At 42.1% G+C, this 25,151-nt stretch carries 22 protein-coding genes, 3 pseudogenes and 1 riboswitch; of the genes and pseudogenes, 3 read left to right on the forward strand and 22 right to left on the reverse strand.

Translation table 11 applies throughout. The features are described 5' to 3' along the window. Positions 1 to 646 precede the first annotated feature (646 nt). Positions 647 to 1,966: pseudogene (locus MBEAL2_RS25285) on the forward strand (IS1182 family transposase). Positions 1,967 to 2,098: 132 nt separating this feature from the next. Here the strand turns inward: MBEAL2_RS25285 and MBEAL2_RS25290 are convergent. The 5 genes from MBEAL2_RS25290 to MBEAL2_RS25315 all read right to left on the reverse strand — a co-directional run bounded on the left by MBEAL2_RS25290 (position 2,099) and on the right by MBEAL2_RS25315 (position 6,669). Beyond that, positions 2,099 to 2,689, reverse strand: a complete 591-nt coding sequence (locus MBEAL2_RS25290) for an undecaprenyl-diphosphatase (RefSeq protein ID WP_236693016.1) — start codon at positions 2,687 to 2,689, stop codon at positions 2,099 to 2,101. 141 nt (positions 2,690 to 2,830) lie between these two features. Beyond that, a complete protein-coding gene (locus MBEAL2_RS25295; RefSeq protein ID WP_047155005.1) occupies positions 2,831 to 3,778 on the reverse strand; it encodes an ABC transporter permease in 948 nt (315 codons plus the stop codon). Continuing rightward, a complete protein-coding gene (locus tag MBEAL2_RS25300) occupies positions 3,771 to 4,691 on the reverse strand; it encodes an ABC transporter ATP-binding protein (protein WP_047155006.1) in 921 nt (306 codons plus the stop codon). The genes MBEAL2_RS25295 and MBEAL2_RS25300 overlap by 8 nt, the downstream gene beginning before the upstream one ends. 391 nt (positions 4,692 to 5,082) lie before the next feature. Continuing rightward, positions 5,083 to 5,856, reverse strand: coding sequence for a transglycosylase domain-containing protein (locus MBEAL2_RS25310; protein WP_052948007.1), 774 nt, complete (start codon positions 5,854 to 5,856; stop codon positions 5,083 to 5,085). A gap of 93 nt (positions 5,857 to 5,949) precedes the next feature. Continuing rightward, a complete protein-coding gene (locus MBEAL2_RS25315) occupies positions 5,950 to 6,669 on the reverse strand; it encodes a polysaccharide deacetylase family protein (protein ID WP_047155008.1) in 720 nt (239 codons plus the stop codon). 427 nt (positions 6,670 to 7,096) lie between these two features. Between MBEAL2_RS25315 and MBEAL2_RS25320 the strand changes: the two genes are divergently transcribed. Continuing rightward, positions 7,097 to 7,996, forward strand: coding sequence for a YheC/YheD family protein (locus tag MBEAL2_RS25320; RefSeq protein WP_369405531.1), 900 nt, complete (start codon positions 7,097 to 7,099; stop codon positions 7,994 to 7,996). Between the two features lie 270 nt (positions 7,997 to 8,266). On the opposite strand, the gene MBEAL2_RS25325 is transcribed toward MBEAL2_RS25320, so the two are convergent. The 10 genes and pseudogenes from MBEAL2_RS25325 to MBEAL2_RS33295 all read right to left on the reverse strand — a co-directional run bounded on the left by MBEAL2_RS25325 (position 8,267) and on the right by MBEAL2_RS33295 (position 17,217). After that, the gene (locus MBEAL2_RS25325) at positions 8,267 to 9,337 is read right to left on the reverse strand and encodes an Ldh family oxidoreductase (protein ID WP_052948009.1); all 1,071 of its coding nucleotides are present in this window, start codon (positions 9,335 to 9,337) and stop codon (positions 8,267 to 8,269) included. Positions 9,338 to 9,484: 147 nt separating this feature from the next. Then, positions 9,485 to 10,091 (reverse strand): annotated as a pseudogene (locus tag MBEAL2_RS29760) (2-oxo acid dehydrogenase subunit E2); the annotation flags it as partial. Positions 10,092 to 10,441: 350 nt separating this feature from the next. Next, positions 10,442 to 11,293, reverse strand: coding sequence for a pentapeptide repeat-containing protein (locus tag MBEAL2_RS25335; RefSeq protein ID WP_047155009.1), 852 nt, complete (start codon positions 11,291 to 11,293; stop codon positions 10,442 to 10,444). 61 nt (positions 11,294 to 11,354) lie between these two features. Beyond that, positions 11,355 to 11,918: a DUF4878 domain-containing protein gene (locus MBEAL2_RS25340; protein ID WP_047155010.1), complete on the reverse strand. Its 564-nt coding sequence runs from the start codon at positions 11,916 to 11,918 to the stop codon at positions 11,355 to 11,357. 370 nt (positions 11,919 to 12,288) lie between these two features. Then, a complete protein-coding gene (locus MBEAL2_RS25345; protein WP_047155011.1) occupies positions 12,289 to 13,656 on the reverse strand; it encodes an alanine/glycine:cation symporter family protein in 1,368 nt (455 codons plus the stop codon). 107 nt (positions 13,657 to 13,763) lie between these two features. Next, positions 13,764 to 13,884, reverse strand: a riboswitch (glycine riboswitch). 182 nt (positions 13,885 to 14,066) lie between these two features. Then, positions 14,067 to 14,324, reverse strand: a complete 258-nt coding sequence (locus tag MBEAL2_RS25350) for an HPr family phosphocarrier protein (RefSeq protein WP_047155012.1) — start codon at positions 14,322 to 14,324, stop codon at positions 14,067 to 14,069. 26 nt (positions 14,325 to 14,350) lie between these two features. Continuing rightward, positions 14,351 to 15,082 (reverse strand): annotated as a pseudogene (locus MBEAL2_RS25355) (urease accessory protein UreD); the annotation flags it as partial. A 44-nt stretch (positions 15,083 to 15,126) separates the two neighbouring features. Continuing rightward, a complete protein-coding gene (locus MBEAL2_RS25360) occupies positions 15,127 to 16,383 on the reverse strand; it encodes a pyridoxal-phosphate-dependent aminotransferase family protein (protein ID WP_082130178.1) in 1,257 nt (418 codons plus the stop codon). Between the two features lie 2 nt (positions 16,384 to 16,385). Continuing rightward, the gene (locus MBEAL2_RS33290; protein ID WP_052948013.1) at positions 16,386 to 16,847 is read right to left on the reverse strand and encodes a M20/M25/M40 family metallo-hydrolase; all 462 of its coding nucleotides are present in this window, start codon (positions 16,845 to 16,847) and stop codon (positions 16,386 to 16,388) included. Further along, complete coding sequence (locus MBEAL2_RS33295) at positions 16,822 to 17,217, reverse strand: zinc-binding metallopeptidase family protein (RefSeq protein WP_047155014.1); 396 nt, start codon at positions 17,215 to 17,217, stop codon at positions 16,822 to 16,824. Before MBEAL2_RS33295 ends, MBEAL2_RS33290 begins: the two co-directional genes overlap by 26 nt. 211 nt (positions 17,218 to 17,428) lie before the next feature. Here MBEAL2_RS33295 and ggt point away from each other — a divergent pair, with 211 nt between their 5' ends. Next, positions 17,429 to 18,838, forward strand: coding sequence for a gamma-glutamyltransferase (ggt, locus tag MBEAL2_RS25375; protein WP_047155015.1), 1,410 nt, complete (start codon positions 17,429 to 17,431; stop codon positions 18,836 to 18,838). 60 nt (positions 18,839 to 18,898) lie between these two features. Here the strand turns inward: ggt and MBEAL2_RS25380 are convergent, their stop codons facing one another. The 7 genes from MBEAL2_RS25380 to MBEAL2_RS25410 all read right to left on the reverse strand — a co-directional run bounded on the left by MBEAL2_RS25380 (position 18,899) and on the right by MBEAL2_RS25410 (position 24,985). Beyond that, on the reverse strand, positions 18,899 to 19,969 hold the full coding sequence (locus tag MBEAL2_RS25380; RefSeq protein ID WP_047155016.1) for an NAD(P)/FAD-dependent oxidoreductase: 1,071 nt from the start codon (positions 19,967 to 19,969) through the stop codon (positions 18,899 to 18,901). Between the two features lie 289 nt (positions 19,970 to 20,258). Continuing rightward, positions 20,259 to 20,672, reverse strand: coding sequence for a hypothetical protein (locus MBEAL2_RS25385; protein WP_047155017.1), 414 nt, complete (start codon positions 20,670 to 20,672; stop codon positions 20,259 to 20,261). Positions 20,673 to 20,676: 4 nt separating this feature from the next. Beyond that, the gene (locus tag MBEAL2_RS25390; RefSeq protein WP_047155018.1) at positions 20,677 to 21,243 is read right to left on the reverse strand and encodes an NAD(P)H-dependent oxidoreductase; all 567 of its coding nucleotides are present in this window, start codon (positions 21,241 to 21,243) and stop codon (positions 20,677 to 20,679) included. A 24-nt stretch (positions 21,244 to 21,267) separates the two neighbouring features. Next, on the reverse strand, positions 21,268 to 22,881 hold the full coding sequence (locus MBEAL2_RS25395; RefSeq protein WP_047155019.1) for a DHA2 family efflux MFS transporter permease subunit: 1,614 nt from the start codon (positions 22,879 to 22,881) through the stop codon (positions 21,268 to 21,270). Between the two features lie 37 nt (positions 22,882 to 22,918). Further along, positions 22,919 to 23,554: an HlyD family secretion protein gene (locus MBEAL2_RS25400; protein ID WP_047155020.1), complete on the reverse strand. Its 636-nt coding sequence runs from the start codon at positions 23,552 to 23,554 to the stop codon at positions 22,919 to 22,921. Positions 23,555 to 23,582: 28 nt separating this feature from the next. Next, positions 23,583 to 24,239, reverse strand: coding sequence for an efflux RND transporter periplasmic adaptor subunit (locus tag MBEAL2_RS25405; RefSeq protein WP_047155021.1), 657 nt, complete (start codon positions 24,237 to 24,239; stop codon positions 23,583 to 23,585). Between the two features lie 278 nt (positions 24,240 to 24,517). Beyond that, positions 24,518 to 24,985, reverse strand: a complete 468-nt coding sequence (locus MBEAL2_RS25410) for a MarR family winged helix-turn-helix transcriptional regulator (RefSeq protein WP_047155022.1) — start codon at positions 24,983 to 24,985, stop codon at positions 24,518 to 24,520. Positions 24,986 to 25,151: the final 166 nt, after the last annotated feature.

Here is a 25,151-nt window from a genome sequence, read left to right on the forward strand (position 1 = left end):
CGTTTCAACAGCAACTTTTATATTATATCAAGTTACCAATTGTTTTGCAACAACTTATTTTTTCCAATTCGCTGTTGTCTTGGTTTTTGATGCCTGTTTTCAATGGCAACTTACCTATCTTACCAAGTTGCCAACCATATAGCAACCTTTTTATTTTTTCCAATTCTTTTCCAATTCATTGTTGCTTTGGTTTTCGACGTTGGTTCTCAACGCCGGAATTACATCATACAAGAAAGAAAGGTACCATGCAATAACATATTTTTACCAAATGTCCTTTGTTTTTTTGCTTTTCATTACCTCTCATTACCTTCGAATAATCATGTTTTTCCCTTCCATACGCATCCCCTGTTCCAATAGCGCAAGAGACAACTCATGTAATGCAGATTCCACGCCTATCCCTTTTATATTAATGAAATTACACGGATAGGTTAGTTGATTGTTTTACTTAGTAACACAGCCACCTTTTCCAATTTACATCGTGAGAATATAACAAGGAAAAGATACAGATACTATCCATAAAAATTAAAAGTTAACTTTCCACGCGTGTTGATTAGCTAAAAAAAGTAAATAAAAAACGAGAAAAAGGTGCCTTTTTCGGGGAGGAAAAAGACCATGCTTCATTCGGAAAAAGAAAAACAAGTGGCGTATGAGTTTGTATGTATGTATTGAGGACTTAGTTCCGGGAAATCATCAGTTACGTAAAATTGATAAACACATCGATTTTTCTTTTATTAGGGAGAAGGTCCGACCTTATTATTGTGAAGACAATAGCCGACCGTCGGTCCTCTCGTTCTTTTTAAAATGATGTTTATCGGTTACTTATATGGCATTCGTTCAGAACGTCAGCTAGAAAGAAAAATTCAAATGAATATTGCCTATCGCTGGTTTCTCGGCCTGGGTTTTCAAGATAAGGTGGCAGATCATACGACCATTAGTTGGAACCGTCGAACCCAGTTTAAAGGCACTTCTGTTTTCCAAGACATCTTCGATGAAATTGTCCTGCAAACTATGAATCATAAGATGGTTGGCGGCCGTGTATTGTTTACCGACTCTACTCATTTAAAAGCAAACGCGAATAAAAATAAGTTTACGAAACAGATGGTTGGGCCTGAAACGAAAGCTTACCTCGAAGCGCTAAACCAAGCGATTGAGGAAGACCGGATCGCTCATGAAAAAAAGCCACTGAAGGAACGAGAGGAAGTGAATGAAGAAAAGGAAATCAAAATAAGCACCACGGATGTCGAAAGTGGTTATATGTATCGTACAGGGAAACCGGAAGGGTTCCTTCTATCTTGATCACCGCACCACAGACTTCAAATTTAATATCATTACCGACGTCTATGTGACGCCAGTAAATGCACATGATTCCATTCCATATCTTGAACGACTCGACCAACAAAGGAACTGTTTTTCTTTTAAAGTGGAAGCTGTGGCACTGGATTCTGGTTATTTGACGGCACCGATTTGTAAGGGATTAGACGAGCGCGACATATTTGGCGTCATTGGCCATCGCCATTTCCAATCTGTCAAAGGATTGTTCCCTAAACGAAAGTTCATTTATGATCCGACAGAAGATATTTACACGTGCCCTAACGGGCAAAAGTTAACGTATAGCACAACGGATCGTGAAAGATACCAGCAGTACAAATCGAATCGAAAACAGTGTGAAGTCTGTCCTTTCCTCTCCCAGTGCGCGCAATCTAAGGCAAAACAGAAAGTAATCACACGCCATATTTGGGAAGAATATAAAGAAAAGGCACGGGAGCACCGTTTATCCAAGTCTGGAAAGATGTTATATAAAAAGAGAAAAGAAAAAATTGAGCGAAGCTTCGCGGATGCAAAAGAACTCCATGGGCTTCGCTATTGCCGTTTGCGGGGAAGAGAAAATGTGCAGGAGCAGGCATTGATGACAGCAGCCTGCCAGAACATGAAGAAGATTCCCAACCACCTAGCCAAGCAAGGTTAGGTGGTTGGGAATCTTCTTCAAAAAATATTTTTTGAAAACCTTCGGTTTTTCTCCCTATGATAAAAAAAGTGTAGAGAAATTTGTGGGTTTCTCTACACTTCTGAAGGCATCCCTTTTGGGATGGCTTTTTCACTATGTTTTCCACACTTTATGTTCGAGGTTTTCATAAAAATGAATGAGGAATTCAGATAGTTTTTTAAACGCACCCCAGGAGTGCATCATCTTCCCTATGACAATCGCACAAAGACTGCCAAGAATAACTCCGCCAACAATATCGGTCGGATAATGAACCCCTGACCAAATTCGAGAGAAGGAAATGGCAGCAGCTAATGCAAACCAGAACCAACCGTCTTTCCTCCTCCAAAGCCATATCGACATGGCAATAGCAAAAGAGGCTGCCGCGTGATTGCTTGGGAAAGAGGCTGATGGTTCATGGCTTATTAATTGAATGACATGGTGATGAACAAAAGGGCGATCCCGGTGGTAAATGGCGCCAATCAGCCCATTGGTGCCTAATGCCAAGGCAGCGGACAGTAACGCATGATAAACCATACGTCGATTTTCTTGTGTACGGGTGAACCAGTAGACAATAACGCCTGCATAAAAAATATAGTCCAGATTATTCGCAAAGAACGCCATCAAGGGGTTGAAAAAGGGATAGAGGGCAGCAAGGTGATTAATGGTTTGGAACCATTGATAGTCTAATTGTGAAAAATTCATCATAGCTTCCTTTCTTATTCATACGTTCAATGAATAATGATTCCACGTTTCGGTGAAAAAAGAGTGAAACTTACTATAGCAAAAAAGTTGCCAAAGAAACCTTGTCGAACAATCGATTTCCGATGTGATAATAGTATCGTTAGTCTAAGCTGCAACGTCTCTTTTCTTAAAAACAATCCAGGAAAGGGCATTAAAGATTAAGAAATAGACAATAAGGACGGTGACAGAAAAGGAGAACGTCATTCCTGGAATATTAGGTGTACCATTTAAGTATTGTGTCAAATCCGTGTTTTCAAACAAATAGTATTTTGCCCAACTGAATTGAGATAAGAAACTAACGATGCTTGAACCAGCAAACATAATCCCAACGGATAAGGCAATCGCAATTGAACTACTGCGGAATACAGTAGAAATCATAAAAGCCATCGTAACTGTTATGATCATTTGAACACATTGATATAAATAGGTGCTAATCGCTTCGTTTACGATGTTTGCTTCATGAACAATTCCATCGCTAGAAGCATAGACATAAGGCATTCCTACATCGTGAAAACCTTGTAATAATCCTGATACGATAAACGCAGTAACAAATAAGACCAGTAATAGAAGAACTAAAAAAATAATCGTTGTTAAATACTTGGAGAGAAGAATTTTTGAACGAGACACAGGTCGAATTAAAAGTAACTTGATTGTTCCAGAACTAAACTCACCTGCCACACTATCGGCTGCAATCACAACCGTAAAGACGGTGACAACGATAACCAGAGTGGATGCCTTTAGCATATTCCCCCATAAGGTTTCATCTGTTGGAGGCAAATTATGTGCTAAATGATACTTATTCACATTCACACGAGATGTAACATGTGCTTTCCAGTCAGCCCCTCGATTTATCACTGTCAACATACGCTCATCATTTTTTATTTGTTGCTGTATATTTGTTTTCCAATTCGCATTGGCTACCTCAGAGGGCTTTACTGTAAAATGTTGAGCCGTTAAAAATCCAATTGTTGTGAGAATAAGAGCTATCACTAACATCCAAGTACGAATACGTTGATAAATTTTCATATTCTCATTGAGGAGAAGATTAAGCAATTTGATCACTCCCTGTCATTTTCAAGAATTTCTCTTCTAAAGATGGAGTAACCTTTTTAATCCCGTATATTTTAACTCCAGCTTTCACCAGGTTTTCGTTGATTTCAGCAATTTGTCCTTTGTCTAACCAACACTCAACCCCGGCATCAATTTCCTTCGGTACAGCTGACGGATGAGTCGACAAAATTTGAAGAGCCAATTCAATGTTATCTAATTCAAAAATAACAGAACTATGCGTTCCTTCATTCATAATATCTTTGATAGATTGAACATCGACAAGTTTTCCTTCTTGGATAATTGCCACACGATCACACATAAGTTCCATTTCAGAGAGCAAGTGACTGGATACGATAACAGAAATGCCTTCTTCCCTGGTCAGTGTATGTAAATAATCCCGTAATTCTCGGATACCCGCAGGGTCTAATCCGTTTGTAGGTTCATCCAAAATTAAAAGAGAAGGTTTATGGAGTAAGGCTTGAGCAACACCTAATCGTTGCCGCATACCCAGCGAGTAGGTTTTCACTTTATCATGAATCCGATTCTCCAAAGCAACCAATCGAATGACTTCTTGAATTCGTTCCTTCGTCACACCAGGAACCATACGTGCGAAGTGAACCAAATTTTGGTATCCGGTCAAAAATTTATACATCTCGGGATTTTCTACAATCGCACCTACTTTGACAATGGCATTTTCAAAGTTGTCAGTGATACTTTGTCCCTCAATTAAAACATCACCCTCGCTAATACTCATCAATCCAACCATCATTCGAATAGTCGTTGTTTTCCCTGCTCCATTGGGACCCAAGAATCCAAATACTTCACCTCTTAGCACCTCAAAATTCAAATGGTCGATTATTATTTTATTTCCAATTCGTTTCGTCAAATTGCGAATCTCCAGAATGGATGTTGACATAGCAGTTCCTCCTATATTTCTATCTGAGTTATCATACACCTAACTTCTTAGGAAAACTAAAATTCTTTCTTAAATTTTTCTTAATTTCTGTTAATGTTCGATGAGAACAAACAAAGGAACCTGAAGGTCGATTCTCTGGTGTATCGCCGCAAAGGATTGAAGACGCAGGCGGTCCCACAATTCACTCTGACCTACAAGAGTGAATGCACTGCTTGCACTTTAAAAAACTGCGCAAAAAAAATAACCGCTAAACACAACAAAATCATTGGAATAAAGAATACTGCGTATGCTTTTATTCCTTCTCATAAGCTCGGTAATAAACTTTCGGTTCCTCCCAAAAATATTGCTGAAACAGCGGAGATTACAAAGATAAGAGTTAGATGAATGATAATCAAGATGCCGACAGCAGCATTTTTGGATAGAAACACCTTAAATCTTGTAATGGGCCGGGTAAGAATAATGTACGTTTAAGCATAAGTACTTGTTGATAGGCTGCATTTGCAACCTGCTGACTAATATAGTGGGCGTCCACCAAGTGCTGAAGAACTTCTTTTTGCCTGGCTTTCGCCCGGTCCATAAAAGAATAGGGGTCCAAATTAGACGGAGCATTAGGAATCCCGGCCAGCATGCTCCACTCCGATAAAGAAAGGGAAGATAGCGGCTTGCCGAAATAAACTTGAGCAGCCCGTTCTGCCCCATAGGCCCCATGCCCAAAATATATGACGTTTACGTATAAATCTAAAATCTCGTCCTTACTCATAAAAGTATCTAAAGCAACAGATAGAACAGCCTCTTTTATTTTTCGAGTAAACGTTTTTTCAGGTGTTAAAATAGTATTTCGTATCAATTGCTGGGTAATGGTACTTCCCCCTTCGCTAACCTGATTTCCCTCAAGGTCTACAAAAAAAGAACGTACAATCCCGATCGGGTCAACACCGAAGTGAGAATAAAAACGACGGTCTTCGGTATCTACAATCGCCATTTGAAACGTCTTGGGAATTTGTTGAAGGGGTAAAAAATCGCTTTTATTTTGTATCATCTTTTGGTTCGATATCTCTCTAACCCGATTTGCAACTGGATAGATGGTTGAGAACACAAAAAGAAAAGCGGTGCACAGAAATAAACAAAGAAGAAAGAATCGCGCGCCCCATTGTTCCTTCCCCATGGTTATCACTCCCTAAGTTAGCTTTCAAGATAACGGTGCTCCTTATACCATTGATAGTACCATAATGGAAACAACTCCCACGGAAATCACTTTTCAACCTGCTTGTCTGTCTCCACGAATCATTTCATCAATTCGCACACATTTATAATTTGAATGACTTGCGTTTTTAAGAACTTCTTCTAAAGCTTCTATCATATACAACGGTGCATTGCGGTTCGTTCCCAGTGTTTGATCACTATCATGCAGAACAATAACGGCACCGTCTTTCATTTTTTTTAGTAGCTTTTTCTTTATTTTCATGCTTCCCCCGCTGCTTCTCCAATCTCCAACCATAACTGACCATAGCACCAATTGATATTTCTTTCTTAATAAAAAATCAAAGAGATTAAAAAGTCCCCAGGGCGGACGATAGTAAACGGGTTCCTTACCGATGATTTTTCTTATAATATGAGCGGAATGCTGTAATTGTTTGCGGGCGGTCCATGGACTCATAATCCAATTCGTCCGATGTACATAATTATGAAGTCCAATTAAATGTCCCTCCCGGTGTATTAATGAAATTAAATCCGGATACCTTTCCGCTTTTGAGCCAAGCACAAAAAATGTCGCTTTACTATTGTGCTTCTTTAAAATTTTAAGCAGGAGGGGAGTAAAATTCGGGTCAGGCCCATCGTCAAAAGTAAAAGCAATTTCCTTGCGGGTTTCTCTGCCTCTCCGAAATACACCGAATCCAAAGACACGCACAAACACACTTGGAATTACACAGTAGATAATAAATAAAATCAATACTCCATATACCAATGTTATTTTCATTTTTCCTTACTCCTATAACCTTCTATGTTTTTAGCTCCGTTTCTTCTTGCTTTATCCCAAGGGGCCAAAGGAACATGTTCTCGAATAATATTCCCAGTGCCCCGCAATATAAATAAGGATGGATTCAGCTTCTCCAGCAGATAAAACGAGATTATTTTTGACGTATATTGAAAAAGACAAGAAGAAGTTACAATAAGTTCACTTGGAATAAATGTATTTTTTAATACACAATTTAAATATAAGCGAAATTGCTCCCGCAAAGCTCTTTTCGCTATGAATCGTTAATAAAGCCGGGTCTGTTTGTACAAATAATAGTAGAAACTTTCTTTATATAATTCTTATGTCTGACTTCTTTTTGTATATTCAACTTAACATCTCCTTAGGAGACAGGTGTCCGATGGCATCCACCTAACACTTGTCTGTTTTAATGTACATAAACTATGTATCATCTGCTGACATAAATGGAGGTTATTATATGGGAAAATTTAGACAATATAAAAGATTTTATCAAGACCTCTCTATTCAGCCCTATTTGCCAGATACAGCCCTATGCAATCCAGCTATACTAGAATCTTTTCTTGATAAATATCACACTGTTTTTATTAAACCTACGGGAGGAGGACGAGGAGTCGGTGTCACTAAGGCTTGGAAGCAAAACAATCAATATGCTTACGTAATTGAACGTGGGCAGCCCGTGTATTGTTCCTCTGTGCCGGAAATGTATCAAAAGCTAAATTTAGCCGCAAAGAAGCCTCATGTCGTTCAAAGAGGAATTCAACTTGCTCAAGTTCAGGGGCGACCTTATGACATGCGTCTCATGATGATGAGAGATACGAATAAGAAATGGCAGTATGTCGCCATGCTGGCGAAAGTAGCAGGGGTAAAAAGCATTATTACAAATGTGGCAAGAGGAGGCGGGTATACAATAACGGTTGAAGAAGCACTAAACCAATCCTTAAATATAACAGGGGAAAAAGCAACAAAGGTAAAGAATGAAATGATCCGTCTCGGACACAATTGTAATCGGGTGTATAGCCGTTATCGTTATGATTGGCAAATTGGATACGATATCGCTATTGACACAAACGGAAAACTCTGGTTAATCGAGGCGAATCCTCGTACTCCGTCCCATTTCTTATTCGCAAGATTAAAAGATAAAACACAGTACCGAAAAATCAAGCGCATGGCTTTTCTGTATAAAAGCAGCGTAAAAAATCCCTTAAATGAAAGTAAGCAGCAGAACCCTAAAAAGCAAACCAATGTAAAACTAAATAATAAACCTATACAATCAAGTTTAGAAAAAACTAAGATGGTTTCGAACAGCTAAAGTATGCTTGTTAGCTACATGAACTTTAGCTGTTCGAAATATTACCCATTTTATCTATAAAGCCGTTCCGCAGTTGGAACGGCTTTTTTTACAAATGATATCACCTCTGATTTATTTCTATCACCCCCTTCTACCTCCTGCCTATAATACAATTCTCATTATTAATGGGTAAAACAAAGCCGCTGGCCTCAGTAAACAGAACCAGTGGCTTTAGCATACAGTTGCGGTAGTTAGGACGATAAGTTAACATTATATTTTTGTTCCCGTGCCTCATCCTATATTTTTAAATAATCCAGGTTTTATTCCATAACGCCGTCCGACTTCCTCAAGCTCATTCAATATTTCAGGTGATAAGGGTATTCCATTCCTTTCTCTCTCCATTGCCTTCTCCATTTCAATCTCTCCCGGCAAATAAATCCGATCCACTCCTTCCATAGGTTTCACTTCGCGAATCTCTTGGATTATCTGGACCATACGATTTTTAAATTCATCTAAGCCTTGAAATAAATCTGCTCGCATGACAATAAAACACTGACCTATATTCTGTGGACGAGTTAAATCCTTATATAAGTCAGGAATATAGGGCCCGAAAGCAGCCCCTGTAAATAAAGAGGACAATGTTTCTACAAGAAAGGTGATCCCATACCCTTTTGGACCACCAACTGGTAATACCAGTCCGTCCAAGGCTTCAGAAGGAGTGGTAGTAGGCTTCCCTTCCTTCGATATCGCCCAGCCTAAAGGAATTTGTTGATTGTTCTTTTTAGCCAAGATGATTTTCCCTCGTGCCACTACGCTCGTAGCCATATCAAAAATAATATCCATCCCTTGTCCTACTGGAATCCCGTATGAGAATGGGTTCGTTCCAAAAAAACGTTCCATTCCACCCCAGGGAGCCATATTAGGAGGTGCGTTCGTAGATGCCAAAGCAATACAGTCATTCTTAGCGGCATACATCGTGTAATCGGCAAGCATGCCGCAGTGGTTAGATTGATTAATGCCGACGATCGCTACCCCTGTCTGTTTTGCTTTTTGGACTGCCATTTGGATTCCCTTTGTGGCAAGTAAAATTCCGGAAGCATTTTTCCCATTGAGTAATAAACTGGATGCCGATTCTCTTTCTACTTGTGGTTCAAGCTTCTTATTAACTAATCCGAGTTCCAATCGCCTGGTATAGATTTGTACGCGGCTGACACCATGAGAATCTACACCTCTTAAATCAGCAAGCACTAGATGGCGAGCAATAACAGCAGCATCGTCCTCATCCAGACCAGATGCTATGAAAACTTCACAAACAAATCGCTCCAATTCATTCTTGGCGATTCGGATAAACGTATTATCCAATCACTTTCCACCTCTTTTCTTTAATTTTTCACCTATTTAAGTACAATCCCTAATCATTTTCTTATTCACTGTATGAAATACTGAAAATCAACGTATAGGCTAACTAATTAGCTAGAATAAAAAAGGCTGTAACAAATAGACTTTTAATCATAAAACGAGTAACGTTTCCGGATCCTCCAGCAATTCTTTTACTCTGGCTAAAAAGCTGACCGCTTCTTTGCCGTCAACAATCCGGTGGTCATAAGATAAAGCAATGTACATCATCATTCGATTCTCCATACGCTCTTTATCGATGGAAACAGGGCGCAGTTGAATCTTGTGCATTCCTAAAATGCCAACCTGAGGAGGATTGAGAATGGGAGTAGATAACAACGAACCGAAAACTCCACCATTTGTAATTGTAAATGTACCGCCCTGCAATTCATCCAGGCTCGTTTTCCCTAATTTCTGCATTAAGCAATGGAAAGGCTTTTAACGTGCCTGTAACGGCCTTTGTAAAAAAGGACATAAAACCAAGCTTGATACCATGCTGTTCCACGAATTTTTCCTGGCGGCGCTTGCGAACATCGTTAATGCGAATGTTTAGCGCCAGCGTAGCCGCCGAGATTGCTTTTTGCATAATATCTACAGCATCTTCGGTTTGCTGTTCTTTTTGTATATGAAACCCTTTATTTTGATATAGTGCCGGGGCTCCCCACTGGTCAAACAGTTTTTTCATTTCTTGATCAATGGACTCTGGATTTTCTAGATAAGATTCGTATAACTCGTGTACGTAACCCAGGTTTGGGCCGTTGAAGTCCTGCCACGGCGTATTGCTTCCTGTCCGGTTGCGAGCCATGTTGCGGCACCTCCATCATTTATAGAGTTGAAAGGAGAACGATTCTATATGTTCTTTTTCCTCAAGTGTCGTTGATAAAACCAGCTTTTATACGTCTTTATACAATGAAAGCTTGATTTAAGAAGAAGGTGCTGAAAACCGGCAGTTAAATAAACGTTGCAAGAAATTGTTGATTTTCGACCAAAAGAAAACCGCCCACTGAAAAGGCGGTTATTTAAACTATCGTTTTTCGTTATTTGAGTAAGAAATAACAATGGATACCAGGCCTAATTTAACCAATGTTTTGGAATGTTTAGAGAAGGTGGCAATTTGGTTTTAATATCGCCATTAGCCGAATTTACTTGTGCTTGTGTAAGAAAGATACTTCCTATGAGATTAGCTCCACTTAAATCAGCGCCTCTAAAATCTGCACCAATAAGGTCGGTCATTCTCATGTCAGCTTCTCGAAGATCGGAAGCAATAAATAAAACTCCTCTCAAATTGCTACCTCTAAGATTAGCACCTCTTAAATTTGCACCAATAAGGTCTTTTCCCCTAATAATTTTACTCTGTTTACTGTGTTCTATGTTTTTCTTAATTTTTGCACGCACTAATTCACTAGTTTGCAGAAGTAAATTATTAACCAATGCCCTATGGGTTGGCACATGAAGGTCTAAGAGGGATTTTGGATCTTGATTAGTAAGTTGTTCAGTTTCCGCCACAGCCTTCTGTAAGTCTTTATAGATAGGTTGAGCATCTTCTAAGTTAAGTGCTTCATTTAAGTAATAAAGCATTTCGTGAAGTTGTTGCATTATGGGAAGTACATCGAACATTTCCTTAGCTATCGCAGGGTTGTCTCGCCAATCTTTTCCGTTGTACGTAACTTGGGAAACCTTTTGACCTGCTCCAAAGCATTCATATACAGTACAGCCTCGAAAGCCGTTATTTCTTAGGTTTTTATGAATACCACAACGATAATCCGCTTGCAGGTTTCGACAAGGTGTCCCTCCATCTTTATTAAAAGCAAAATCAGCAGATTTTGCATAAGGTAAAGCTACACAGCATAAACCAAAACATTTTTCACAGTCGGCACTAAATTTTTTTTGAATATTGTCGTTATTGATTAATTTATTAGACAATAATTTACACGTCCTTTTACCAGCATATATCAAATTTAATGTTACCATTTTATTATAATACTTAAAAATGAATAGAGCTTAAAAACCCTATATCCGTTGATTTTATTGTCCAGCCGGTATCTGTTTTGACCAATGTAACACTACTATTATGGGTCGATTTAGGTGTAGCGGGATTTTTTATTACCTGTTTAATAGATTCCAACGCGCTTTTTTCAATGTTTGAATCGCTTTTACCGTCTAATACACCTGACATTGCTTCCTTTGCTACAGCACCGGCAATTTTTGCTGCACCGGGTACAGTTATCTTAACAGGAACGGAAGCTTCCTTACCGTTAATATCAGGGGAGCCAACTTCATACTTTAATTGCTGCAGGTATAGGGTTGCAATTTCTTTTCCCTGTGGGTCACTTGCAAATTCCTGTAACGTTTTTTTCATATCTTTTTCTTGAGTAAGAGATGCAGCTTGCTCAATATCCCCTTTTTGCAAAGCATCAAAAAACATTTTTGTCACTGCTTCAGGTGAAGGGCCATCATTATTGCTGGTGTTTTGGTTGGAGCATCCAACAAAAAGAAGCAGCACTCCTACTAGAGAAAGTATAAGCATCCATCGCTTTTGTAACAGCATGATTTATTAGCCTCCTAAATTTGAATAGTATTCGTATGTTCTATGCCTCTTCTTTTCAAAATCCAAACGGCAACAATCCCATTATCGATGATATAACCAGAACCAAAACGGTAAATAACCCCGCTTTAAAAAGATTACTTTTCCTTTTTAACAAATTCGCTCATCCCTTCCTTAAGGTCTAATCAACATTCTAACGGGATGAGTCTTCTTTTTTATTACGCAAATCTTACAAAAATCTTACGTATTCGAATGTGCCTGAAAAGCGAAACATCCGACTCTGCTCGATGAAGGCAAGATTCTCCAGACAAAAAAAAACAGCTATCCTGGTCCTAGCCAGGTTAGCTGCTTTCGTTTACAGTTTTTATATCGGTTAACTTGCGATTTGTTTGTCAGAAGTCTGTGATTTCTCTGCCTCCAGGAAACGTTTCGTTTCTGCTACGACCACACCGCTCAATCCAATGAGACCGATTAAATTCGGAATCGCCATCAATCCGTTTGCAATGTCAGCAAACGTCCAGACCATTCCAAGTTTTAAATTCGCACCAACGATAGCCATCCCCACAAAAATATAACGGTAATAACGGGCAGACCCCTGGCCGAACAAGTACTCTGCGCATTTCTCTCCGTAGTATGACCAGCCCAGCATCGTTGAATAAGCAAACAAAACAATCGCGATACCGAGAACCATACTCCCCGTGTTGCCGAATACAGACTGGAAAGCGAGCGTTGTTGCTTCCACACCTGTCTTCCCGGACTTCCAGGCGCCAGTTGTAATTAACACCAAACCAGTAATCGTACATACAACAAATGTATCTAGGAACGTTCCTGTCATAGATACAAGCGCTTGTTTGGCCGGAGAATCGGTTTTTGCCGCCGCGGCTGCAATCGGCGCACTTCCTAATCCGGCTTCATTTGCAAACACACCGCGCGCCACACCGATTTGGATAGCAGCTGCAACCGTCGCCCCGACAAAGCCGCCGGTAACGGCTGTGCCATTAAATGCACCTGAGAAAATGAGCGAGAACGCCGCCGGGATTTGATCCATATGATAGAAGATGATGACCAGTCCGGCAACAATATAAAAGAAGGCCTTCACCGGGACAAAATAACCAGTGAATTTCCCGATTTTTTTAACTCCGCCAAGGATTACAGCCGCGATGAAAACAGCCATCATGATGCCGGTAACGACTGGAGATATCGAAAAATTAATTTTCATTGCCTCGGCAACCGAATTGGACTGTACCATATTTCCGATCCCAAAAGAGGCGGTTGTTCCAAAAATAGCAAACAATACAGCCAGCCATTTCTTCCCCAGGCCGCGTTCTAGATAATACATCGGACCCCCGGAATATTCTCCGTTCGCACCCTTGATTCGATATTTAACCGCGAGAATCGCCTCAGAATATTTTGTTGCCATTCCAAACAGAGCGGTAATCCACATCCAAAATACTGCCCCGGGTCCCCCGATGGATACTGCCGTTGCGACCCCGGCGATGTTCCCCGTCCCAATCGTCGCCGCCATGGCAGTCATTAGTGCCTGAAAGTGACTAATATCGCCTGATGAGGATTTATCCTCCGATTTTCCAAAAGCCAGTTTATGGGCATGCCATAGTTTGACGAACTGCAGGCCCCGCAGGCGTACCGTAAGGAGAATCCCTGTTCCTACAAGAAGTATCAATGTAGGCAGCCCCCATACGTAATGATTGATTGCTTCTAATACTCGACTTACCGTCTCCATCTCTATTCTCCTTTACAAATAAAATAAAAAACCATTTCGTTCAAACGAAATGGTCTCTGGAGATACAAGGATAGAAAAATAAACCGATCCGGGATCGGTATTTCCTGTCGCCTGTCTCTGTCCTTTTACCTGAGAGATTATCCGCCATACTGGCCGATTTGCTCCTTCGGTGCCCTGTTTCCTCCATGCCATTTGGCGATAGGAGGGAGTCTCTCCAGAGATTCGTCCCCATGCAGTTCTACTTGTACCCAAGACCTGAGAGTTTCAAAGCTGTCCGACCAGCTTCTTGCCCCATCGGTAGATCGATTGATCTTCTCCTGTATGGTTCATCCGAATGCTATGTTATTAATAAATAGTATTATACATACTTATAAAGAAATAAATCAAGTGCAAAGTTACTTATGTATTCTTTATTCTAAAATTGATTCTATCGTTCTGCCAACCGTCATCAAGGCTTCTTTTGCTTCTGCACCTTCTGTAATGACGGTAAGCTGCTCACCTTGTCTAATTCCTAAACACATCACTCCCATAACGCTTTTCGCATTTACTTTTTTGTAATCTTTTAGAATGCTAACTTCACAAGGAAAGGCGCTTGCCCTTTTCACAAGCTTCATCGCAGCTCTAGCATTCAAGCCTGAAGGGTTTTTTACTATAAATACCTTTTCCAAAGTAACATTCTCCTCACATATATTTTTTAATATTTGCGTAAAAACACAGGCATCTTACCTAATGCTTTCTCCCGTACCATTCCCTGGCAAATGCTAAAAACTTTTTCCACATCCTGTGTGCGGTTTGCCAGCACGCGTAAAACAAAACCATGTATGGACAACATGGACAACCCAATGCTCGCTTCCAGGCAAGACGAAAGCTCATCATAGAGTTGATCCAGAAACTCACCATCTACCCCATCGTCAATTACGATCATGGAGCCAAAATGCGTGTATCCCTCCATGCTTCCAAGCCCCTCGATATCCTGAGCAGGCTCTAATTTTAAATGATCAAACAAAACCAATTTGTCAGCCACGTAAATCTCCATTCTCGACTGGAGCAAGTCATAACGAAAATTCGTTCCATCCGGAGCCCAGCCGGGAGTAAGAATATCAGCACAAACAAGCGATGCCCCTCGTTCCATTCGAATGATGGTTCGCTGCTTAAAACGGGCATGTTCATAAGCAATCACAGCATCTGGAAGGTATTCCAGGAAGCTTCCTTTTTTCAAGAAAATATTCGTTTCTTGAATCACAGCCTGCTTCATTGTTTTGTAGATTTTAGTAGAGGATTGTGTGGTGAGAAGAACTTCCGCTTCCGGTTCAAGATACACATCGATTCTGTAGGAATCACCGTCGATATATCCTCCTCCAGGATTCATAATATAGATACAAGCTTGCCCGGTCTGGTCGAGATAAACCGGGCGTGTAACTTTGAAAGCTCCTTCGAAAGAGGAATAAAGGAATCAGAGGAATGAAGGAATCAAAGGAAACCCTGCGGGTAGATTGCTGTATGTTCCTTATTCTGATAAACATCAAGCGCTGCCTGTACGGCCTGGCCTGGGTGTACTTTCACCCCATGGCGAATGAGCACACCTTCCAGCGCTCCCAATACATGAAGAACATTCTTCTTCCTGCAGCTATACCCCATCGTTCCAATTCGCCAGATTTTTCCCTTTAACGGGCCAAAGGAACTTGCGATTTCGATGTCAAAATCATGAAGCAGCATGGAGCGAACAGATTCTCCATCGACCCCTTCTGGTACACAAATGCAAGTAACGACCGGCAATTTATATGCGTGATTTCCATATAACTCCAGACCCATCGCCAGTATCCCCTGGATAAGCGCTCTTTCATGTAACCGGTGTCTGGAAAATCTATTTTCCAGACCTTCCTCTAAAACAATGCGCAAACCTTCCCGCAGAGCATACAGCATCGATGTAGCCTCTGTGTGGTGGTTTAATCGGGTCGGGCTCCAATAATCCATTAATTGACTAAGATCGAAATAGTTACTGCGAATGACGCGGGTTTGCCCGTATTGTGGCATGTGCGGGTCAGCTAATCCCTTTTCGATTTTCTTTCGCTGCAGCAGAATGGATTCTACTCTTGAATTAAACGTAATGGGCGCCATTCCGGAAGGGATAGATAAACACTTCTGTGTTCCTCCAATCGCAGCATCTATTTTCCATTCATCGACTTTTACTTCGGTGCCGCCAATGGAGGCAACAGCATCCACAACAAAGATAACATCAAACTCCCGGCAGGCCTCCCCAATCTCCTGCAGCGGCTGCATACAGCCGGTCGATGTTTCACCATGAACCATTGCAACAATTTTTGGCTTTGTCCTCTGTATTTCTTTAATCACCGCAGAAGGTTCAAACACCTGCCCCCATTCCGTTTCTATATTGATGACTTCAGCGCCATAACGTTCGGCTATTTCCGTAAGCAGGTAGCCAAAACGGCCATAAATAGGAACGAGTACACGGTCTCCCGGTTCGATAATGCTGCAAAGAACAGCTTCAATTCCTGCCCTGGAGGTACCGTCAACAGGAAATGCCCACTTGTTTTTCGTTTGAAAAACACGGCGAATCATTTCCATTGTTTCATTCATAATGTGAGTAAACTCAGGGTCGAACTGCCCCAGAATAGGAGCAGCCATTGCCCGCAGTACTCTGGGTTCCACCTCTACAGGCCCAGGGGTCATAATCGTCCGTAAAGAAGGATTGAAATCTTTATACATCTTTATCCTATCTCCTTTTCATATCCTAGGTTATAAAGCAGTTCAATCAGTACTTTAATTCCTGTTTCCAGATCTTTTGCAGGTGTATACTCCAAAGGAGAATGACTAATCCCGCGATGGCTTGGCACAAAAAGCAGCGCGGTCGGGCATAAAGAGGCAAAGATTTGCGAGTCATGTCCTGCACCGCTCGCCATATATTTATACGCTACCCCTTGCTTCCTGCAAATTTTCTCTACCTGCTCATTTAAAACAACATCCATATTTACCGGATTTTCATCCATCCAATTTTCGATGGAAAGTCCTACTTCTCTTTCCCCCGCCATGTTCTTAAACTTATTGAGAAACTGTTCGGAGAATTGATGTAAAACTTGACCGCTGGGGTGCCTGACATCAACAGAGAAAGCCACTTTGTCCGGAATGACATTCGGTATGTTTGGTTCAACTGAAAGCCTGAATGTCGTCACGCCTCCTTACTCCATGTGAACCCGCACCAAACCCAGCCGCCCGCATTGCCTCCTTAAAGCTAATTCCCTGTGCATCTTTTATGTTTTCAATTTGCTGGTAAGATGCCATGCCGGTCACAATGGTACCGGCACCCGGCGAGCCCGCTTCCAATCTTCCAAATAAATTGCCTGCATCATCATAAAATACATCCAGTCCGGTTTCTTTCATTTTTCGTTCTAAAGCACGCTGCGCCTCGACCCATGAAGGGGTATACAGGAGACGTGTAACGCCTCCCTCGGGATCGGCGCCATACAGGGCTAACCATTCAATCATTTCCTCGGTATATCCCGCCAGGCCTGTTAGGGATGTAAATGGCTTTGTTCTACTCATTTCTCATTCTCCCCTCCTAATATGCCGCCTAATTATAAACCTTAATGTCAGTATCTCTTACATATGAAGTTAGTTTATACCCTCCATTGTAATTTAAAATTTTTAACAAGTCATTATATACCGTCAATTTTTCTGACAAAGGTAAGGAAGTTCCTTTTATACACAATTATAATGACCATATAGATTTGATACACAGGGGGGAGCGAGCCGGATGAAATCCATAATCGGGACAAAAACCATGGTGGTTAGCCCGCATTACCTTGCATCAATGGCGGGAAGCAGAATGTTGCAAAAAGGCGGGAATGCTTTTGATGCATCCGTCGCGATCAGCGCTTGTTTAGCGGTAGTATACCCCCACATGACGGGGTTGGGCGGAGATTCATTCTGGTTATTGCACAGCACTCATGATAAACAAATCCGGGCGTTTAATGGGAGCGGCCGCTCAGGCTATAAGGTAACCCGCAAGGCATATGCGGGAGAAGATTCCATTCCTTATCGCGGTAGCAGAAGTGCCATTACTGTACCCAGAATGGTAGATAGCTGGGATGCAATTTTGCAGGAATATGGACGCCTTTCTCTGGGAGATGTATTAGAGCCGGCCATCGTCTATGCAGCAACCGGTTTTCCTTTATCCAAACACCAGCACGAAAACACGGTACACAATTTTTCTTTGCTTTCCCGGACGCCCATTACATCCAGTATCTTTACGCCGAATAAACGCGCCCCACATCCGGGAGAGCGATTCCTGCAGAGAAAATTAGCGAAAAGCTTACAAGAGATTGCCTCAAAAGGAAGGGACTATTTTTATAAAGGAAGTATGGCCCGGCAAATAGTCTCCTTTCTAGAAAACAATGGCGGGCTGTTAACCATCGATGATTTTGCGGATCACCAGGGAGACTGGGTTACCCCTCCATCGACCACATACCGCGGCCATACGATTTACCAGGTACCGCCAAATTCACAAGGATTCGTTGGTTTAATGACTCTGAATATCCTTGAAAATTATGACTTTACCAAGATTGAGCACGGGTCTTTTGAATACTATCACCTGCTTGTAGAAGCGTTGAAATCCAGCTTTCATGAACGAAATAACGTGTTAACCGATCCTGACTTTTTTGATATCCCGCTTGAGAAACTGGTAAGCAAAGAGTATGCTGCCGAACTTTCACAAACCCTTCGTTTCCACCATGCAAAGGAAGTGACAACGAGTTCAATGGGAAGCGATACGGCTTATGCAGCAGTAGTAGACGATGAAGGAAATGCAATATCTTTTATCCAGAGTCTTTATTTTGAATTCGGCTCAGCGGTCGTCGCAGGAAATACGGGTATTCTTATGCAAAATCGCGGTTCATTCTTCTCACTCGATCCTAACCATGTAAACTGTCTGGAACCCCGGTGGGTTTGGGGCCGCACATGGGGAGAAGACAGCCAGGAGTTGAAGATTGAAAACCGGGTTGACTCGCATACGATTGCATTGCTGGAGCAAGCAGGGCATACCCTCGATGTAAGGAACGATTTTGATCCCGGGATGGGACATGCGCAGGCCATCCGCATTGATGAGCAGGGTTTTTTAAGCGGCGGGGTTGATCCGAGAGGAGACGGGGCAGCCATCGGCTGGTAGTCACAAAACACAAAAAGCCGATAACTAGTATCGACTTTTTCGTTTTAGTAGTATTTGGATTTAACCGATATGGTGCTTGTGCATCCACAGCACACCTGATTTTATCACGTGCGGCACCTTACCGAGAATGACATTATCGCTAACCATCCCAAATCCGGTCTTCTTGCCGAGATAGCCAAGCACGCCTTTTAACTTTATCGGCTCCGGAATGTATTCCCTGTTCTGCCATACGGATAAAAAGTACTGCCCAAGCTGCTTTCCCTGGAGATGAGACAGCTGCGCGCTGGGCGCGAACGCTGAGCTTGCGCAATCTCCCACCACGAATATACCTTTAAAGTAGGGCAGTTCATAATTATCTTTCACAACGATACGGTTCATTCGATCCGGATTGCTGTAAGCCAACAATGCATTAGAAATCGGATTCGGCTTAATTCCAGCCGCCCATACGCAAACATCGTACGGAATCGAGCGATTTTCGAAAGAATAATGTACCTGTTTATCATCAACCATCGTTACGCTTATGTTCGTTAATACCTGGATTTCGTGATCATCAAGGTAATCCCGCACAAAACGCTGGATGCGTTCCGGAAGCGTCGGCAGCACTTCGTTAGATCGTTCCAGCATCGTTATATTTAATTCCGGGTGCTGTTCACGAAGATCACTGGCAAATTCAACACTGGATAACCCCCCGCCAATGATGACCACATGGTTATCAGGCAAAAGAGCGTCAATTACTTTGCGGGTCTGCATCGCTTTCCCGAATGTTTGAATACTGTGCGTGTATTCTTCCGCCCACGGAACGTTAAAATAGTTGTCGACACAGCCAAGCGCTACGATAAGATGGTCAAAATGCAATTCATTCTTTTTGCACATTACCTTGTGATTGTACACCTGAATTTCTTCGATTTCATCATTTATATACGTGACCTGCTTATGTACAGGAAAAGGCGCCTTAATCTTCGTCTCATTTAAAGAGCCGCTCGCCAGCGCATAGTACTCCGGCTTAATCGTATGGTTAGATAATCTATCAACAACCGAAATATGCACGTCAGCAGGGATGTGGGGAAGAATTGTATTAAGAAATGAGATGCCGGCGTACCCCGCCCCTAATAAAACAATTTCGTTACTCATCACTTACTCACAGTCTCCCTTCTGCTGCCTTCCTGGCCGGATAATTGAAATTTCTTTTTTATCATACCTTCTCTACTATATAATCACAACAACATCCCGGCTTTCTTCACAAGTTCTTCAAAGTTTCTCTGCAGATGCAGGGCTCGGGAACGCGGACCTCTTTTTGGACAGGTGATCTTCCTTTTCCGGTTACGGTCTTCCCTAAAATAACAAGTCGGTTTTTCAGTAATTTGGAGAGGCACCGTACTTAGCAATCAGGGTGCCTCTCCATTTCAATGAACCGGAGAAGTTATTTATCCGTCAATCGGTCAGGTTGATTAGGTTTGTACATAGAGCGCAGGGCGTCTCGATATTCGGTATCTTTCATATGTTTCGCTGCAGATTCAGGTATTCCATCTTTCCCCTTTTTACCTGCAGTCTGAAACTGCTTAAGGGCGTTTCTGTATTCTTGATCCATCATTTCATTCTTGTTTTTTGTAACGGTTCGTATTTTTTTTATAGAGTGCTCCTCACTCCGTTCTCGGATAACGTCTGTCCCGGTGTAAGGAGTAGGTTTCTCCGCAAGAGTTTCCGTTGTGGCCGTCTGCGTTTCTGTTTCGATCTGGTTATTTTTTTGCTGTTTGGACGATGCTCTCATATTGAACGAAACCAAAAATACCAGCGCAAGTACAGCCCATATGACGAAGATAATAAGCATTATCATGACTTTAGTATCCCTCTATTACCAGATTTCGATTCCCGGCAAGTTTTCCAGCCACCCCAGCGACACGCTTTCCTAACGCTCGTCCAAGCGCTAAATCGTTTTCCGTAAGCGAAGTGGGCGCAGCACCGTCAGAAGCCTCAACCGGGGTTGTCACTCCCACACCATAATAAGAACCATATAACGCATTTTCAGGCAGGTTCGCTGGCAGCCCGACTACAATCATTCCCTGGTGCAGCATAGGCGTAATCAAGTTCAGCATCGTCGCTTCCAGCCCGCCATGAATGGTTGCGGTTGTAGAAAATACGCCACCGGCTTTTCCGATTAATTTTCCCTGCGCCCATAGATAACCCAGTTTATCAATCCAGGCTTTCATCCCGGAGCTGATGGTCCCAAAATGCCCCGGGCAGCCCCAGATAATCGCATCCATGTCCGCTAGCTTATACACATCCGCTGTGCTTACATGATCAATATAAACTTCGGCTCCTTCAACTGTGCGCGCTCCCTCGGCGATGGACTGGGCCAGCATTTCTGTATGCCCGTTTTCACTGTCATATACAACATAGATTTTCATGGTAAACCTCCATACTTTTTGTCTTTATCTAACAGAATCCAAGGCGTGTTCTCTTGTTGTTATTTCTTCCCTTTTTGCCTTTTCCTGTTTTACTTTCTGGTCTTTTCGGACATCCCGGATGAAGAAACTTAAAAGGAATCCGATAACCGTAAAGCCTGTGGCCCACATAAACGCATCACTAATCCCCATCACAGCCGCATGCAGGTTTGCCTGCCCGTACAGAAGGGAAGTTGCGAGCCCCTGGGCTTGCGAAGCAGGGATTCCTGCCGTATTCGCTACGGAATTGACAAAAGACTGGTAGGACTGATAAAAAGTAGAGTCCATTACATTCGCCTGGTTGCTTATATTGACCAGGTGAGTGGTCGTACGGGAAGTAAAAATCGTCGTAACAATACTAATCCCCAGGGAACCTGATATTTGCCGCAGCGTATTCGACATCGCTGTCCCGTGACTGTTCATCGATTCCGGCAGTTGATTCATCCCTGCCGTCATAATTGGCATCATTAAAAATGACATCCCAAAAAAGCGAATCATGTTCAAAATCATGATGAACGAAAATGACGTCTCAAGCGTGAGCTTTGTAAATTCATAGGTGGTTAGCACCGTAATAAACATTCCAATCAGGGCCAGCGGCCGCGGTCCAATTTTATCAAACAGGACACCAGATACTGGCGACATAATCCCCATAATAACCGCACCCGGCAGCATCAAAAGGCCAGACTGGAGCGCTGTGAATCCCCGCAGGTTCTGCAGAAAAATCGGCAGCAGAAACATACCAGAAAACATGGCAATCGTAAGGATAACGTTAATAATATTGGTAAGGGAAAACATATCATATTTGAAAACCCGAAAATCAAGCATTGGCTTCTTTGAACGAAGCTGAAGAACCACAAACAAAGCCAAACTGATGAGGCCGATTACGATGGTTGACACCACAATGATATCTCCCCATCCTTTCGAACCGGCTTCACTAAGTCCATATAACAGTAAAGCAACGCCGAGCATCGAAGTGACAACGCCGGAAACATCAAGCGGGACTTTTTTTGTCGGCTGTGCATCTTTTATTACAAGAAAAGCCATCACCATAACAATGACTCCCAGGGGAACCATGCCATTAAAAAGAAGCCGCCAGTTGTAATGTTCAATCACCCATCCGGAAAGGGTAGGACCAATGGCCGGCGCAAACATCATGGCCAGTCCGAGAATCCCCATCCCTTTCCCGCGGATTTCAGGTGGAAAGACAGACAGTATAATTGTCATTACAAGCGGCATCATAATACCACCACCAACCGCCTGAATCAGGCGGCCAACCAGAATGATGGAAAAGCCAGGCGCAACCCCGCAGATTAAGGATCCTACGGTAAAGAAAAGCATCGAGGCCAGGAATAGGCGCCGCGTTCCAAACCTTTCAATGAGAAAAGCGGCCAGCGGAATAAGAGCCCCGTTTACCAGCATATACCCGGTTAAGAGCCACTGCGCTGTTGTCGCCGTTACATTAAACTCAGTAATAAGGTGCGGGATGGCCACGTTGAGCAGCGTCTGATTTAGAATCGCTAGAAACAGCCCGAGCATCAGGACAGACAGCAGCGGGATATGCTGAGCTATGCCGCTTTGGGACTGCTTGTTTTTATCTCCCATGGTGATATGTCCCTCCTTTCTCCTGTTTACTCCGTTTTTATTTATCAATTTCTACGGTCACATTCATTCCAGGCACAATATCGGCCGGATAGCTATCCATCGAGATTCTTACGGGAACATTCTGTGTTACTTTTGTATAGTCCCCGCTTGAATTTTGCTGTGGCAGAAGAGAGAAGATAGAGTTCGTGGCAAGACCAACTTCTTCAACTTTTCCTTTAATATCTGTTCCTGATTCCGCATCCACGGTAATTGTCACATCTGCCCCTTTTTTAAGATCCTTCATATCGGTTTCATCAATATTTGCCGTAATGTACAAATTCTTCATGTCAACAACCTGTGCTACCGGCTGACCCGGGCTCACTATTTGGCCGTCTGTCACTTTACTCTGCACGACAGTTCCATTCGCCGGTGAAGTAATCGAAGCGTTTTGATTTCCCATTGTTACTTGACCGAGAACATCTCCTTGCTTAACTTCTGTACCCGTTTTACCCTTCCAGCCTGTTACTTTCCCAGCACTTTGTGGAGATACAGATACGATATCGCCCATTACTTTGGCGTTATCTGTTGTTATATAGTTCGACTGCATGTAGAAATAATAATACCCGCCTCCGATGAGCCCTAAAATAATAATAAATGTGATGATATTAACAAGGAATACTCTTGCTCGATTCATTCCACTGTCTCCTTTTCCCATGAAATACTTATTTATGAATTTTCACTGTTGCATTCATTCCAATGACGGCGTAGTCACCCTGGAAATTCGGAACCCTAATTTCTACCGGAACTCGTTCCGTCTGCTTGGAGTTTCTACTGCTTTGAGAACTGGATGCGGCAGTAATGTCCCCTGCCTGACTGCCTATCTTCGAAACAGTTCCTTTTAACTTGTTGCCTGAGTCTGCATCAAGATAAACATCGACATCGTCTCCTACTTGTACGTTGCTGATTTCATTCTCATCAATGTAAGCCAGAATGTATTTGTTTGATAAATTAGCAACCATTGCCAGTGGCTGGCTCTGTGTTACACTTTGACCGGCCTGGGCACTTGTTTTTATGACTGTTCCATCAATCGGTGATTCCAGTTTTATTGTTGCTGCTGTTCCCTGGCTCTGCTGCTGGTTCGGCATCGAAGCTGCCTGTACACTTCCAACAAGCATCCCCTTTTGCACATGACTTCCTGTATGGATTGACCATTGGCTTAACCTCCCGGCAGCTGGCGGAGCGATTTGGAAAAGGTCCGTTGTCACCCGGGCATTATCTGTCGTCACATAATTCATGCGCTGGATAGTATAATAAGCGGCTCCTCCAATGACAATCAACAAGCAAAGCAGAGTAATAACGTTTCCTAAAACACGTTTCATTGTTATATGGCCTCCTGTATCGTCTCACTATTCATCGCATATTTATCCTCCTTAAATACTTTTTCACAAAGTTATATGACACAAAAATAGATAGTTGTCCTAAAACACCTATCTAGAAAACACCCTGCACTGTATCTCTGAAACATATAAACCATTAACTTTTTTAAAAAGTATCTTTGATAAAAAGTAATTTAACACTAAAAAAAATAAAGTTCAACTGCTTACTATTGTTTTTTCAGTGGAAAAATACCAAAATAACTAAAATCATGCTTTGTTTACTAATCATTGTTTTCTTCGTTTTCGGATAAACCCTTCACCATCTTCTGAAATAGAAGTAAAAACTGCTCCTGTTCTTCCTCCTCTAAATTCTTCAGCAATGTATTCCAAAATTTATCACGGTTTTTCATTACTCTCTCTGTTATTTGGACTCCCTGTTCAGAAAGATGAAGCCACACGACGCGGCGGTCTACCTGATCGCGCGTTCGAACAATCAAACCTTCCTTTTCCAGGGTATTTAAAGCCAGTGTGGTCGCACCCGAAGTGAAATTTAGCTTACGTGCTATATCAACGACCATACATTTTCCCTTTTCGTAAATGGTTTTCAAAATAAGAAATTTTGACGGTGTTAATTTAAATGGGATTTCTCCACAATTTTCACGGTCAATATTATTGATGTACCGTGTAATCTCTTCTGATATTGCGCTAATGATGTCAATACGCTTCTTAACTTTGTCCTGCTCCTCCATCAAAAAAGCCCCCATCTTATAATCTAATAGTCTACCTGTATCTTATTTTTTAGAGGGGTTGATTCCCTCTTTTCTATATAGACTTCTCGCCACATAATTGGTCTGTCTTTCTTCTCAATTATAGCATGGCCAATTTTTAGAATAAAAAAGCTCTGCCAGCTGTAAC

The sequence above is a fragment of the Aneurinibacillus tyrosinisolvens genome (genome assembly GCF_001015055.1).
Classification (GTDB): Bacteria; Bacillota; Bacilli; order Aneurinibacillales; family Aneurinibacillaceae; genus Aneurinibacillus_A; species Aneurinibacillus_A tyrosinisolvens.